This window comes from Terriglobus albidus, from assembly GCF_008000815.1.
GTDB lineage: Bacteria > Acidobacteriota > Terriglobia > Terriglobales > Acidobacteriaceae > Terriglobus > Terriglobus albidus_A.
This window is the reverse complement of sequence record NZ_CP042806.1, coordinates 2,698,563-2,712,379: the sequence shown is the minus strand read 5'-3', so window position 1 is coordinate 2,712,379 and position 13,817 is coordinate 2,698,563. Positions and strand designations below refer to the sequence as shown.

At 55.9% G+C, this 13,817-nt stretch carries 11 protein-coding genes; 1 reads left to right on the top strand and 10 read right to left on the bottom strand.

All coding sequences use genetic code 11. The features are described 5' to 3' along the window. Nucleotides 1-4: 4 nt before the first annotated feature. Nucleotides 5-1,615: a methyl-accepting chemotaxis protein gene (locus FTW19_RS10775; protein WP_147647630.1), complete on the bottom strand. Its 1,611-nt coding sequence runs from the start codon at nt 1,613-1,615 to the stop codon at nt 5-7. 631 nt (nt 1,616-2,246) lie between these two features. Here FTW19_RS10775 and FTW19_RS10770 point away from each other — a divergent pair. Further along, entirely contained in the window at nt 2,247-2,693 is a 447-nt protein-coding gene (locus tag FTW19_RS10770; RefSeq protein ID WP_147647629.1) for a CBS domain-containing protein, read from the top strand. 22 nt (nt 2,694-2,715) lie between these two features. Here FTW19_RS10770 and FTW19_RS10765 read toward each other — a convergent pair whose 3' ends face one another. From FTW19_RS10765 to nuoF, 9 genes are read right to left on the bottom strand one after another with little or no spacing between them, the layout of a single operon-like run. Then, nucleotides 2,716-4,167, bottom strand: coding sequence for an NADH-quinone oxidoreductase subunit N (locus FTW19_RS10765; RefSeq protein WP_147647628.1), 1,452 nt, complete (start codon nt 4,165-4,167; stop codon nt 2,716-2,718). A gap of 4 nt (nt 4,168-4,171) precedes the next feature. Next, the gene (gene nuoM, locus FTW19_RS10760; protein ID WP_147650577.1) at nt 4,172-5,668 is read right to left on the bottom strand and encodes an NADH-quinone oxidoreductase subunit M; all 1,497 of its coding nucleotides are present in this window, start codon (nt 5,666-5,668) and stop codon (nt 4,172-4,174) included. Nucleotides 5,669-5,677: 9 nt separating this feature from the next. Beyond that, nucleotides 5,678-7,552, bottom strand: coding sequence for an NADH-quinone oxidoreductase subunit L (gene nuoL / locus FTW19_RS10755; protein ID WP_147647627.1), 1,875 nt, complete (start codon nt 7,550-7,552; stop codon nt 5,678-5,680). Nucleotide 7,553: 1 nt separating this feature from the next. After that, nucleotides 7,554-7,847, bottom strand: a complete 294-nt coding sequence (gene nuoK, locus FTW19_RS10750) for an NADH-quinone oxidoreductase subunit NuoK (protein WP_246153671.1) — start codon at nt 7,845-7,847, stop codon at nt 7,554-7,556. Further along, on the bottom strand, nt 7,750-8,370 hold the full coding sequence (gene nuoJ, locus FTW19_RS10745; protein WP_147647625.1) for an NADH-quinone oxidoreductase subunit J: 621 nt from the start codon (nt 8,368-8,370) through the stop codon (nt 7,750-7,752). The genes nuoK and nuoJ overlap by 98 nt, the downstream gene beginning before the upstream one ends. Nucleotides 8,371-8,379: 9 nt before the next feature. Next, nucleotides 8,380-8,895 (bottom strand): NADH-quinone oxidoreductase subunit NuoI, encoded by a 516-nt coding sequence (gene nuoI / locus FTW19_RS10740; RefSeq protein WP_147647624.1) that lies wholly within the window; start codon nt 8,893-8,895, stop codon nt 8,380-8,382. A 12-nt stretch (nt 8,896-8,907) separates the two neighbouring features. Beyond that, a complete protein-coding gene (gene nuoH / locus FTW19_RS10735) occupies nt 8,908-9,861 on the bottom strand; it encodes an NADH-quinone oxidoreductase subunit NuoH (RefSeq protein ID WP_348641848.1) in 954 nt (317 codons plus the stop codon). Next, nucleotides 9,858-12,566, bottom strand: coding sequence for an NADH-quinone oxidoreductase subunit NuoG (gene nuoG / locus FTW19_RS10730; protein WP_147647623.1), 2,709 nt, complete (start codon nt 12,564-12,566; stop codon nt 9,858-9,860). The genes nuoH and nuoG overlap by 4 nt, the downstream gene beginning before the upstream one ends. A 2-nt stretch (nt 12,567-12,568) precedes the next feature. Further along, a complete protein-coding gene (gene nuoF, locus FTW19_RS10725) occupies nt 12,569-13,795 on the bottom strand; it encodes an NADH-quinone oxidoreductase subunit NuoF (protein WP_246153670.1) in 1,227 nt (408 codons plus the stop codon). Nucleotides 13,796-13,817: the final 22 nt, after the last annotated feature.

Below are 13,817 nucleotides of genomic sequence, written 5' to 3'. Positions count from 1 at the left end.
CTGACTATTCCTGCAACCTGAACCGGGAGACACTGCTTCGCAACGTACTGGACGCAAGGTTCAGCTCATCGATGGCCAGACTGGATTGCCGCAGAGAGTCGACCGTCTGCTGTGCGGCCTCGCCCAACTGTCCAAGAGCTTCGCTGATCTGCCCTGCGCCAATTGACTGCGCCTGCATTCCATCATTCACGGTCTCGAAACGCGGAACCAGCGCCTGCACATCCTTAATGATCTGAGAAAGCTGGTTACCGACCTGATGCATCTCCTGCATGCCGCGGCGAACCTCTTCCGAAAACTTGTCCATGCCCATAACGCCGGCAGAGACCGCCGACTGGATCTCTTTGACCATCAGTTCAATGTCGTATGTCGCTACCGCTGTCTGGTCGGCGAGCCGCCGGATCTCGCTTGCCACCACGGCAAAGCCGCGACCATACTCTCCTGCCTTCTCCGCCTCAATAGCAGCATTAAGCGAGAGCAAATTGGTCTGGTCTGCCACCTTCGTGATAGTGATAACCACCTGATTAATGTTGCCTGCCTTTACATTCAGCACAGCAAGCTTGGAGTTGATCGAGGTGGCGGCCTCCACGACATGGTTCATGGTCTCTTCCATGCGCGAGAGACCGACCTGGCCGCTGCCGGCCAGAACCGCCGTCTGCTCGGCCACGGCCGAAACCTCCGCCATGGTCTTGCCAAGTTCGCGGGAGGTAGCCGAAATCTCTTTCGAGGTTGCAGAGATCTCCGTTGTCGTAGCGGCAATCTCATTGGCAGTCGCCTGCTGTTGCTTGGACGTTGCGGCGATCTCGGTAATGGACGTGCTGACTTGAAGGCCCGATTTCTGCACCTGGCTGATAAGCAGTTTCAGGTCGTCGATCATATTGTCGAAGCCTGCTCCCAGCATCCCGAACTCGTCCTGCCGCTGCAGATTGATCTTCCGGCTGAAGTCTCCCTTACGGATGATGTCCATCGCGGCGACAAGACTGCTGAGCGGCCGCGTGATGATCTGCCACAACAAATAGCCGACAAACGCGGAGATCAGGACTGCAGCCAGAAAGCCGCTCAGAATCCCCGCCCGCGCGGTTCCAACCGCTTTCAAAACACTTTGAGTCGACAGATCGACATCGACCCGGTTGAAGTCGATCAGCGTCTGAATCGCGGCCACTACGTTACTATTTGTCGCAATGATCGCATGGTTGCTTAAGGATTGACTTCCGGCGCCTGCCTTCAGGTACTGCTGCTGCGCATTCAGAAAAGATGGAATCAGGGACTTGAAGTGGGCGAAGTTTTCGCGATCCTTCTGCTGATGAATGGAGTCTTCGTAGTTCTTCATCGACGTGTTCAGATTCGCCCAATTAGTCGCAATCTGCAGATCAAGATTATGGCTGACTCCTGGGTCCGTCTCAATCGCACGGGCTTGAATGAGCGAGTAGTTTGTCAGCCACTCATTCCTAATGTCACCGCCAAAGTACAGACCGGGCAAGGTGTCGGTCTGCATCTTAACGGTTTCCCGCTCGATGTGGCTCAGCTTGAGATAGGCGACACTGCCCATCGCAATGATGATGGCCAGTACGACGATAAAGCTCACAAGGATCCACTGGCGGATACTCAAATTTTTCATCGAGACAATTCCCTCGTCGATCAACAAGTCCGTGCTGCGAAGAATCGGATGATTGGCCACATAACCTTAGCACAACTACTGATGCCTCATACATATAGGCGTATAGGCGGTTTCAAGCGAACGTCAATCACTTCTGCGTATAACGCTTCGTACGTCTCGCATGTGGCGCATCCCACAAAGCCAGAGCATCGCCACAAATTCCCGCCCGCCAGCGGAAATGGGTTGAACAGAGTTTAGGATTCCGGCAGCAGCAACATCAACTGAGTCGCTATGCAGTCGCCCTGGCACTAGTGCCGGTTCGCTGCTGGCCGTTCTGTCGAGTATCGTCGGATTTCAAGCGCACTGCGGCAGCCAATTTCGTCATTATTTTCAATAATTTATGCAAGGAACAGTCTGCCGCAACGAAGAAGTTAATATTCCTTTTGCAATTGTTGCAGTGCGGGCGTATATTTCCACGCCGGGTGACGGCTTTCTTCGTTTGGCGGTGTGAGCGTAGCCGTAAGATTGTCTTTCTTGCAGCGATCGCCGCGTTCCAGCTTTCGACACGCAGCTACTGGGGTTCGGCGGTCTAGCTTGTCTCTCCTTTTTGAAGCGCCACTTCGAATCTTGAATTGCGTGTAAGGAGCTTGCTATGAGAGTGCTTGACCCCGTTTTGTTCATTCTGCGCAAGAAGGGTTCTGACGTATGTTCTCTCTCCCCCGACGCGACCGTTTATTCCGCCATGCAGATGATGGCAGATAAGGATATAGGCGCGGTGCTGGTAGTAGATCAAGACCAGCTCGTGGGCATCGTTTCGGAGAGAGACTACGCGCGAAAGGTCATCCTTCTGGGACGAGGTTCGAAGGATACGCTGGTGAGCGAGATCATGGCGTCGCCGATTTCCATCAGCCCAGACTGCTCGGTTGACGAAGCCATGCGGCTGATGACAACCAACCGGATTCGCCATCTTCCTGTCGTTTGCGACGGAAAGATTCTTGGAATCGTCTCCATCGGAGATCTCGTGAACTGGATCGCATTCGCGCAGGATCAAACGATCGAACAGCTCGAGCACTACATCGAAGGAAAGTACCCTTGTTAGGACGTACTGGTTGGCTTATACATCACCCGAGATCGCGAGTGACTGCTGTGATGGCATTCCAGAGCGGTGTGGGATAGACGCCCAGTAGAAATATGAGGCCGGTAAGAGCTGTGAGCGCCAGGATAGCCGCGAAAGACAATGGCTGTGTGGATGACTCTCCATCGGTGCCAGGCCCTCCTGCTTGGGAGTACATGGCGACGATGATGCGCAAATAGTAGAACAAACCGATGGTGCTGCTGACGACGAGGGTAAAGAGAAGCATCCAGCGGGATTGTGAAGCGCCCGCCGTAATGACGTAGAACTTACCGAGAAACCCTGCTGTAAGCGGAATCCCGGCAAGTGAAAGAAGTGTTGTAGCGAATGCACCTGCGACGAACGGCCTTCTCCACAAGAGCCCACGGTAGTCGTCGATTGAGGCAGCTTCGCATCGCGAGCTGGACAGCGCGCTCATGAGGCCAAAGGCTCCGAGGATTGTCGCTGCATAGGCGATGAGGTAGTAGGTGGCCGCGGGAGCGCCGAGTGGTCCTCCAGCAAGCAATGCGACCAGCAAATAACCCATATGAGCAATGGATGAGAATGCAAGAATCCTCTTGACGTTGTTCTGCAATAGCGCAAGAAGATTTCCCGTCAACATGGAAGCGACTGCAATGACCGTGAGGACGAGCCCCGGAGCCCCTGCCACTCCCCCATCATGAACGTGGAACCAGCGCAATAGAAATGCAAACATTCCGGCCTTGGAGACGGTGGCGATGAATGCCGTTACCGGTAGGGGTGCGCCCTCGTAGACATCCGGCGTCCAGAGTTGAAATGGAACAACTGCCAGTTTGAAACCCGCGCCTGTTAGAACGAGCATCAGGCCCGTCAGAAGAGAAGCGGCGTTCGCAGATCCAGTTGGGCGGACCATCAGTGCGGCGAACTGGGAGAGATCCATCGACCCCGACACCGCATAAATCAGCGCGAGGCCAAACAGAAGGATGGCTGATGATGACGCGGCAAGAACCAGATACTTGATTCCTGCTTCGATAGAGATGCTCTCCGTTCGTACATATGCGATCAGGCTGTAAAGCGCTATGCTCAGCAGTTCCAATCCGAGGAAAAACGACACAAAATTGAGGCTGACCACAAGCGTCATCGCGCCTGTTGTTGCCAGCAGGACAAGAAGGTAAAACTCTTCAGGACGTTCATGGCGACGCTTCAGGTAGTCATAACCGAACAGGAACACAAATACCGCGGCTCCAAGAAGAATCGCCATGTAGAGACGTGAATAGGAATCGAGCACTAAAAGGCTGGTGATCTGCCGCGGTTTCTCTGATGCAGTCAGTAATAGACTTGCCGCAGCTCCAGCCACGCCGATCAGCGAAATTATGACGGCAGCTTTGTGATTGCGCTGAATCGCAATCGCGATCATCAAAACGATTGCGGTTGCTGAAATCGTAATGAGGGGCAGCAGCGCAACAAAATCAGCGGCATTCATCTCTTCATCTCCTTACGATCTCTTGTGGGAATGTACTTTGCTGCATGGCAGCCAGGCTCGGACGTAATGTGTTCAAAACTGATTGCGGATAGAGGCCGATCCAAAGAAGACAAAGAATCATCGAGCCAAGGATCGTCCATTCGCGAAGACGCATGTCCGGCAGACTCCAATGATGCACGTTCGGGCCGTGGAATGCTCCTTGAGCGAATCTCAACCCATAGAGAGTAGCCGAGAGAAGACCCAGGGTCGCCACAGCGGTGAGACCGATGTTAGCTCGATACGCCCCAAGCAGGACGAGAAACTCACCCACGAAATCGCCGAGTCCTGGAAGTCCGAGCGAGGCCATGGCAAACAGAAGCCCTGCCCCGCTGAGCGCAGGCATGGTCTCCCAAAGGCCACCCATCTGTGATATCTCGCGGGTGTGCATCCTCTCCTGAAGCAGGCCGGCAAGAACGAATAACGCGCCCGTACTAATTCCGTGGCTAATCATCTGGATCACAGCCCCTTCGAGCGCAATCTCATTTCCCGCGAAGACTCCGAGCAGCACGAATCCCATGTGGCTGACGCTGGTGTAGGCTACAAGACGTTTGATATCGGTTTGAGCGACCGCAAGCACGGCTCCGTACAGAATTCCGATTACGCCGACCGTCATCATAAAAGGAGCCAATTCGCGCGACGGTACCGGAAAGAGAGGCAGCACGAAACGGATCAGCCCATACGCGCCCGTCTTCAGCAGAAGGCCAGCCAGAATGACGCTGCCGGCGGTCGGAGCTTCGGTATGTGCATCCGGGAGCCAGGTATGAAATGGGAACGCGGGCAGCTTCACCGCAAACCCAACAAAGAATCCAAGCATCAGCAGACGTGCTGAACGGGGCGACAAGGGTGTGTTGAGCAGATGTTCGTAATCGAAGGTGAAAACGCCGGTCGCGTGCTGGTGAAGAACAGCCAGCGAAATAATCGCTATCAGCATCAGCAGACCGCTAAGCTGCGTGAAAAGAAAGAACTTCGTTGCAGCATATATCCGCCGTTCGTGACCCCATATGCCGATCAGCAAGTACATTGGCACCAGCATCAGCTCCCAGAACAGATAGAAGACGAACAGGTCCGCCGCCAGGAACACACCGGTTATGCCTGCCAGCACCCAAAGCAGGTTGAAGTGGAAGAAACCAACTCGCTGTCGGATCTCCGTCCAGGAGGAAAGAATAGCCACGATGCCTAGAAAGTAGGTCAGGAGCAACAATGCCAGGCTAAGACCATCAAGGGCCAGATGGAAACGGATACCAAACTGTGAAATCCAACTGAAATTGCATTCTTCCAACCAGCGCCGCATCGACGGCTGCGAGCGCCCAGTGTTGGCAATCCACAAACCGATGGTGACCGCCAGATTTGCTCCCGCGCTTGCCACGGCGATCCAGCGCGCCGCCGTTGTATGTCGACGAGCGACGATCCACGACGAGACACCGCCGACGAGAAGAATCAAAATCAGGCTGAGCAGGATCATCACGACACCTCATCGGGCAAAGAATGCGATCGCGAGGATCGCGGCAGTTCCCATGGCAAGTCCCATTGCATACCGGCGCACACGCCCGGTCTGCATCTGCCGCGAAGCACGATAGCCAAGTACGGCAATTTGCCCCAGGCCACGGACCGGCACGTCCACGATGTCGCTCTTGCTCTTCCGAATCAGCCATTGGAGCGGGCGAACGAACAGCCAGTCGTATACTCGGTCGAAGCCGAAGCCTGCGAGGCAGAGCTTCGGCAGGAAACCCTGGGCGGGCACACGCGAACGCTGTGGCCCATAGAGAAGGTACGCCAGCGCAAGGCCGAGTCCGAACGACAAACTGGCACAGAGAGCCGTGATGCTCTCGGTGATCGGACCGATATGGACCTCCTCGAGCGGAGGCAATGCGCTGCTTAGAAAATTCGAGAGCGCCGGTGTGCCGCCAAAGTGTGGAGGCGTATCCACATATCCACCGAGGAGGGACAAAACACAAAGTGCAACCAGAACGATGCGAACCAGGAGGCCGCTTTCTGCTTTCACGTGTGACTGCTGTGGGCCATAGAACGCCAGCGATATCAGTCTGAACGTGTAGAGCGAGGTAAGCATGGCCCCCGTCATGCCCGCAGTCCAGAACAACGCATTTCCATTCGGACCTGCCCAGGATTGCCATAGGATGAGGTCCTTACTGAAGAAACCAGCGGTGATCAGTGGCAGGCCGGCCAACGCCGAGCCGCCAATCACAAACGACCAGAATGCGAGTCGCAGTTCGAAGCGGAGCCCGCCCATGCGGTAGAGGTCCTGCTCGTGTACTGCATGAATGACGACTCCTGCAGCCAGGAAGAGCAGAGCTTTGAAAAAAGCGTGCGTCATAAGGTGGAACAGGGCAGCCGACCAGGCGCCCAGTCCAAGCGCGAGAAACATATAACCGATCTGACTGATGGTGGAGTACGCCAGCACGCGTTTCATATCACGCTGAGCAAGTGCGCTGAAGGCCGCCAGAAGCATTGTGGCGGTTCCAATGATCGCCACAGCGAGTTGGACAGGAGGAGCCAGCGTAAAGACCACATGCGTGCGTGCAATCAGATACACTCCCGCGGTGACCATAGTCGCGGCATGAATGAGTGCGCTCGTCGGCGTGGGGCCGGCCATCGCGTCCGGCAACCAGGTTTGAAGTGGCAGTTGCGCGGATTTACCGACGGCTCCTCCCAGTAGCAGCGCTGCCGCCGCTACCGCGATGCCACTGCCCGAATTCCACTGTACTGAGGCACGATGCATCAACTCCTGAATGTCCAGCGTTCCCAACCGGGTAAACAAGAGGAACAACCCGACCGCGAAGGCGGTATCACCAACCCGAGTCACGATAAAGGCTTTACTCGCCGCGCGAACGTTCACTGGATCCCGATACCAGAAGCCGATCAGCAGAAAGCTGCAGAGCCCGACCCCCTCCCACCCCAGGTACAGCAAGAGCAGGTTATTCGCTAACACGAGCGTGATCATCGACGCCGCGAAGAGGTTCATGTAGGCGAAGAATCGCGCATACCCTTCCTCCTCACGCATGTACTCAACGGAATAAAGATGAATCAGGAAGCCGACAAACGTAACGACCAGAAGCATAAGAAGCGCAACAGAATCGAGATAGAGCGCGATCTCTGATTGAAATCCACCGCTATTCATCCACGTCCACAAGTGCTGGACATACGCGTTGCCGGCAGGTGGTGACGTGATGAACTCCGCGCCAATCAACAACGTAAGTGCTGCGGAAAATCCAATCGAACCGGCGCCGGAGATTGCGATGATTCTCCGGGACAACCGGGAACCGAACAGTGCGAGCAAACCAGCGCTTGCAAACGGAACAGCCGCAACAAGCCACAGCAGGCGGAACATATCAGCCTCTCAACTCACTGGCCGCGTCCACATCCAATGTGGCGTGCCGCTTGTGATACAGGAGTACGAAGCCGAGTCCGACTGAGACTTCGGCCGCCGCCATTGCGAGAATAAACAGAAACATTATCTGACCGTCCGGTTGCCCCCAACGGGAGCCGGCCGCGACAAACGCGAGGCCGCTCGCATTGAGCATGATCTCAATGCACATGAGCGTGAAGATCAGGTTCCGCCTCGTCAGAAGTCCGGCCAGACCCAGCGCGAACAAAATCGCTGCCAGAATCAGCGCGTGCTGCATCGGTACCTGCGGCATGTCGCTCCTCCTCTCTTGTAATTTCACGGTGTCCCAGATGACATGCACCAACTAACCCTGCCATCAACAACAGAGACACGAGTTCGACTCCGATCCAATAGGTTCTGAATAGCGCCACGCCGACTTGCTTTGGACCGACTGCGTTCGTCAGCGAAGGCGTACTGCCGGATGTCACGGCGCAGTAAACCAACTCCCCCAACAAGATCACGGCGAGAGCGGAAGGCCCGTACCAGTTTCGAGGTCTCAGCCACTCACGTTCCACTTCCATAGCGTGCTCGGCGACGTTCAGCATCATCACAACGAACACAAAGAGCACCATAATGGCGCCTGCATAGACCATGACTTCAAGCGCTGCTACAAAAGCCGCTCCCAAAACATAGAAATCCACGGCGATGGCAAGCAGCGACACAACCAGGTAAAGCAGTGCGTGAACCGCGTGACGTCGCGTAATCGCGAGCAGTGTAGCGATGACGGCAATAGTACCCGCGAGATAAAAAAGTGTGATCATGGCTCATCTTCAAGGCATCAGGCTGTGAGAGTCGACGGGTGCGGTTTCGTTCTCAGCTTCTCCTTTGTCCTTGCCACCAATTGCAACTCCAGCTACACGCCAGAAGTTGTAATCGGGATACTTTCCCGGACCCTCAATCTGGAGATCAGCTTTTTCGTATACAAGATTCTTCCGTTTGTACTCGCCCATCTCGAAATCGGGTGTCAGTTGAATCGCATACGTGGGACACGCTTCTTCGCAGTAGCCGCAGAAAATGCAGCGGGAAAAATTGATTCGGAAGAACTCCGGGGTTCTCCGGCCATGCTCGTCCTCAGTTGCCTGCAGTGAGATGCAATCCACGGGACAGGCGACGGCGCAGAGATTGCACGCGACGCAACGTTCTCCTCCGTCAGGATCCTTCGTAAGGACAATGCGACCTCGATACCGAGGCGCGAGATAGGGCTTTTCCTCTGGATACTGAACGGTCACACGTCGTGCAAAGGCGTGCAGGAAAACCATCCACAAAGAACGCACGAGACTAAGCACGGGGAGCCTCCTTTATGTCCGGGCAAGCACAACAGCCCCGGTTACCAACAAATTCACCAATGCCAGGGGCAGCATCACCTTCCAGCCCCAGGACATCAGCTGATCAAATCGCGGCCTGGGAAGCGCCGCACGAAACAAGATGAATAGACAGACGAAAAACATCGTCTTCGCTGCAAACCAGACCGGCCCGGGCAACACAGGTCCCAACCAGCCCCCGAAAAAAAACAACGCAATGGTCGCCGAGATCAGAATCACACCGATGTATTCCCCGACGAAGAACATGCCGAACTTCATACCGGAATACTCTGAGTGAAAGCCTGCAATCAATTCGCTCTCCGCTTCCGCAAGATCGAATGGCAGCCGACGCGTCTCCGCCAGGCCCGCGATCAGGAACAGGACGAAGCCGAGGAACTGAGGCACAATGAACCACATCCCCCGCTGCGCTTCGACGATATGCGAGATCCGAAAGGAGCCGGCCAGGATCACCACTCCTAACAGGGACAAACCCATGAAGACCTCGTAACTCAGCATCTGTGCGGCTGCGCGGATGCCACCGAGCAGCGAGTACTTGTTGTTCGACGCCCAGCCTGCCAGAACAATGCTGTAGACACCCAGGGAGGACATCGCCAGGAGAAACAGGACTCCCACGTCGAGATCGGCAATTACAAATCCCGAAGCAAAAGGCACAACCGCAAACGAGATCAGTGCGGTAGCAACAATGATGGCGGGCGCGATAACAAAGACGGGCTTGTCCGCAAAGGGTGGAATCCAGTCTTCTTTGGTGAACATCTTCACCGAGTCGGCTACCACCTGTCCTAAGCCAAATGGGCCGACACGATTGGGGCCATATCGGTCTTGCCACAAGGCAAGCAGACGACGCTCCACCCAGATCAATCCGGCTGATAGATTGAGCACCACAAACAGAACCACCGCGATGATGACAAAGGGAAAGAGATTCTGCATCATGGAGCACCTCTGGATGGTTCAGCCGGAATTGGTGCAAGCCTGCAGAAAGCCGGCAGAAGGATACCCTTGGCTGGCGACAATCCGGCGGGCAAGCCGGCTACACCGCGAGGCAGGTCAGCTCGCAACGCGACCTCTAGTTCGAAGAGAGACCCTTCAACGGAAACCTTGATCCGCTCGCCGGCGTTGACCCCACTCTGCGAAGCCTCTACTGGGTTCAACGCCACATAGGGGTGCGGGGACAGTTGACCGATACCCTGTGCGTGGAGGCTCAGTTCCTCTGATCCGAAGATGTGAAACATCGGGATCAGCATCCACACATCCGGCTGCCGTTGAAATGCTGCGGGAATCGTAGAGCAATACTTCCAGCTCCGCTCCAGTGACGGCTCAATCAGACGGATCCCAGGATCACCGCCGCGTAATGGCCCGCCCACTTCGGTTTGAAACTTATTGACCGATTGAATGGAGTTCCAGCCGGGCGCCCAGAAAAAAGGAATCAGCGACGGCGGAGCCGATTCGGGCCCTGACTCCATCGAGAACGCCAGGGCAGAATCAGGATCGTCAGGCGGTTTTGGCTCATGCACGCTGATATTGGCTAGCATTGCGGTGCGACCGCTGTACCGGTTCGGCTCGCGTGCGATCTTGCCGCTGGCTTTCCGTGATGGAGCAACTCGTGGAATCGATGCAAATACAGGTATTTCTGCGGCCATAGCCGCAGTGAGACCGTCGAGGTTCTGCCACTGTGCCCCGCTCTCACTATCCGCTGCAATCGCTCCTTCGTGTAACCATCTCCAGCTTTCCTGCACGTCGGTACTGGGATCGAAAACCTGGAAGTGTCGCTGGGCGCGCCCTTCGTTGTTCACGATCGTTCCATCAGATTCGGCATAAGTGCCTGCCGGCAATACAAGTTCGGCTGCCTCTGTAGTTGCGTTATCCAGATGGTCGAGAACGACAAGGTGGCCGGCATCTTTCAGCAAAGATGACACCACGTCTGCAGGACCACGGCGAAACAGATCATTCTCAAGGACAACCAGCGTGCTTGTTGGTTCGCCTTTGATCGCGGAGACAGCTTCAGAGAGTGGACGGGGCGCCATCAACGCGAGACCAAAACTGTTAGACTCCGGCGCCGTGAAGCTGAGAGCCGCAGGGCGTCCCACCTTGCACAAAGCCCACGCAACCTGCGCCGCCGCTTCTATGACACTTTGACTGCCGCAACTTGTACCGGAAACAACCAGCGGGTGCTGCCCACCAAGCAACGCTGACGCTATCTCCGACGCCATCTTCTCCAAATCCGGCAGCAGGCCCTCTACAACCGGGGCATCGGGATCGATCGCGTGAGCGACAGCGAAACCCAACCGAGCCAGATCATCTGGCGCCGCACGATATGTGCCCCTCGCGATGTCATCCAGCTTCGTCGCGTAAGCAGAAGCAATGTAGAGCGGCCCCTTCTCATTCTGCACAGCCTCGCGCACCGAATGGTCGAGCCACTCCGGAATGTGCAGTTTCTCCGCGATCTGCATGGGGGCCTGACGCACAGCCTGACGTAGCCGCAAAGCCATGATCGGCGCGACGTTCGTGACATCCTCACCAAGGACGAACACAACATCCGAGTGCTCCATCTCGAGAAGCGAAGGTGATCGCGCCGGGCCTTCGCGCAGGATGCGGAGGATGGTCGAAAGAAGCTGCAACTCATGATCGGAAGTTCCAGCAAAGAACCGATCGGGACCAACCAGCGTGCGTAGTGCGAAGTTGCCCTCCAGGGAAGCCCGCGGTGATCCAATTCCGAATGCCTTGCCCTCGCGCAATATGGCGCCGAATCGTTCCAATGCCTCACTCTTCGTTGCTGCTTTGCCATTCAGCAACGGATGGCGAATTCTCTGATCGCTCTCCACAAACTCATAGCCAAACCGTCCACGGTCGCAAAGAAAGTACCCATTCACCTCGTGGTTATAACGATTCACAGTGCGGCGTAGCGTGCCATATCGTTCGCCGACAGTAGTATTGCAACCCAGCCCGCAGTGAACACAGATCGACGGCGCCATCTGCAGGTCCCACTTGCGTGTGTAGTGGTGCTTGAGTGTTGCATCGGTAAATACACCCGTCGGACAGATCTCAACCAGGTTGCCGCTGAACTCGTTTTCAAGAACGCCGTCTTCGTGTCGTCCAAAGTAGACGGTGTCGCGCAGATGAAACGCATTCAGGTCGTCACCACCCGCGTATTCGCGATAAAAGCGCACACATCGCTGGCATTGAATGCAGCGATTCATCTCATGATTCACCAGCGGACCGAGATACTGGTTTCGAAACGTCCTCTTGCCAAAGCTGTAAACGCGTGACCGGTGTCCGGTCATGACCGTCATGTCCTGCAGGTGACATTCGCCGCCTTCATCGCATACAGGACAATCATGCGGATGGTTCTGCATCAACCCCTGAATAACACCGGCGCGAAAGGCCACCGCTTCAGGATCGGCGATTGAGATGCGTGTGCCCTCGGCAGCTGGTGTCATACAGGCCATGACGAGCTTGCCTGCCGTGTCTTGCTCGTTGCGGAATTGCTTAACAGCGCATTGGCGACACGCACCCACCGAACCCAATGCTGGATGCCAGCAGAAATACGGAAGGTCATAACCCAGCGAAAGACAGGCGTGCAGCAGGTTCTGCTTCGGATTCACCTGTCTGAGCTTGCCGTCAATATAAATAGTCGCCATGGTCATCTCCAGGGACAGCGATGTTCGTCGATGTGCCGGCGAAAATCTTCAGCAAAATACTTCAGCGCACTTTGAAGTGGCTCGACTGCTCCCGGCGCAAGGGCGCAGAAAGTGTTGCCCGGCGCAAGAAATTTTGTTTGAAACGTCAGCGTCTCCAGATCACGAGCGCTCCCGCGGCCTTGCTCCATTGCGAGCAAAATCTTCTCCGTCCATGCGAGCCCACTCCAACACGGGGTGCACCAGCCGCACGATTCCTGAGCAAAGAAGTGTTCCAGATTCCAGACCATGCCGACAGGGCACGTCTGGTCGTCCAGCACAACCATGGTTCCCGTGCCCAATCGGCTTCCAACCTTCTGCACATTCCCGTAGTCCATCGGAGTGTCCAAATGCTCCTCGACAAGAAAGTCCGTCGACGCTCCGCCCGGCAGCAGCCCACGAAAACGTAGGCCGTCGCGCATTCCTCCCGCGTGGTCCTCGAGAATCTCACGTAGTGGCGTGCCCATGGGAAGTTCCCAGAGTCCCGGGCGTTTGACTTTGCCGCTAACGCCAAACAGCTTTGTACCTCCATCCTCAGTCAGGCTCAGACGTCGGAACCAATCTGGGCCTTTGTTCACGATGTGGTGAACATTGCAAAGCGTTTCCACATTCTGGACGATCGTCGGTTTCCCCCAAAGCCCGCAGACCTGGGGAAAGGGAGGCTTCGTTCTCGGATGCGCCCGCTTCCCTTCGAGGGCATTCAGCAGAGCAGTCTCTTCGCCGCATATGTAACGGCCCGCGCTGGCATGAAGATGAATTTCAAGACTGTAACCCGATCCCAGAATATTGCGACCGAGATAGTTGCTTGCTTTTGCTTCGGCGATTGCTTTGGAAAGGCACTGGTTCGGCCACTCGTACTCGCCTCGCAAAAATATGTAAGCGATGTCTGCCTCTATCGCATATGCGGCGACGATCATACCCTCGATCAACTGATGCGGGTCCCTCTCCATCAACGCACGATCTTTGAACGTTCCGGGCTCCATCTCATCGGCATTCGCAACGAGGTATTTCGGATGCGGCGCATCCTTGCCCATAGGCACGAAGCTCCACTTCGAGCCGGTCGGAAAACCCGCCCCTCCCCGTCCGCGAAGATTCGATCTCTTTATCAATTCCGTGACATCAGCCGGCTGCATAGTGAGTGCCTTGCGGAGCCCTTGATATCCACCGGCACGCTCGTACTCCGGAAGGCTCACCGCAGTTTTGTCAGGTCGAAAA

What these genes read in the sequence shown, in the direction of transcription:
- FTW19_RS10775 (WP_147647630.1), bottom strand. Translation starts at nt 1,615, where the DNA reads ATGAAAAATTTGAGTATCCGCCAGTGGATCCTTGTGAGCTTTATCGTC.
- FTW19_RS10770 (WP_147647629.1), top strand. Translation starts at nt 2,247, where the DNA reads ATGAGAGTGCTTGACCCCGTTTTGTTCATTCTGCGCAAGAAGGGTTCT.
- FTW19_RS10765 (WP_147647628.1), bottom strand. Translation starts at nt 4,167, where the DNA reads ATGAATGCCGCTGATTTTGTTGCGCTGCTGCCCCTCATTACGATTTCA.
- nuoM (WP_147650577.1), bottom strand. Translation starts at nt 5,668, where the DNA reads ATGATCCTGCTCAGCCTGATTTTGATTCTTCTCGTCGGCGGTGTCTCG.
- nuoL (WP_147647627.1), bottom strand. Translation starts at nt 7,552, where the DNA reads ATGTTCCGCCTGCTGTGGCTTGTTGCGGCTGTTCCGTTTGCAAGCGCT.
- nuoK (WP_246153671.1), bottom strand. Translation starts at nt 7,847, where the DNA reads ATGCAGCACGCGCTGATTCTGGCAGCGATTTTGTTCGCGCTGGGTCTG.
- nuoJ (WP_147647625.1), bottom strand. Translation starts at nt 8,370, where the DNA reads ATGATCACACTTTTTTATCTCGCGGGTACTATTGCCGTCATCGCTACA.
- nuoH (WP_348641848.1), bottom strand. Translation starts at nt 9,861, where the DNA reads ATGATGCAGAATCTCTTTCCCTTTGTCATCATCGCGGTGGTTCTGTTT.
- nuoG (WP_147647623.1), bottom strand. Translation starts at nt 12,566, where the DNA reads ATGGCGACTATTTATATTGACGGCAAGCTCAGACAGGTGAATCCGAAG.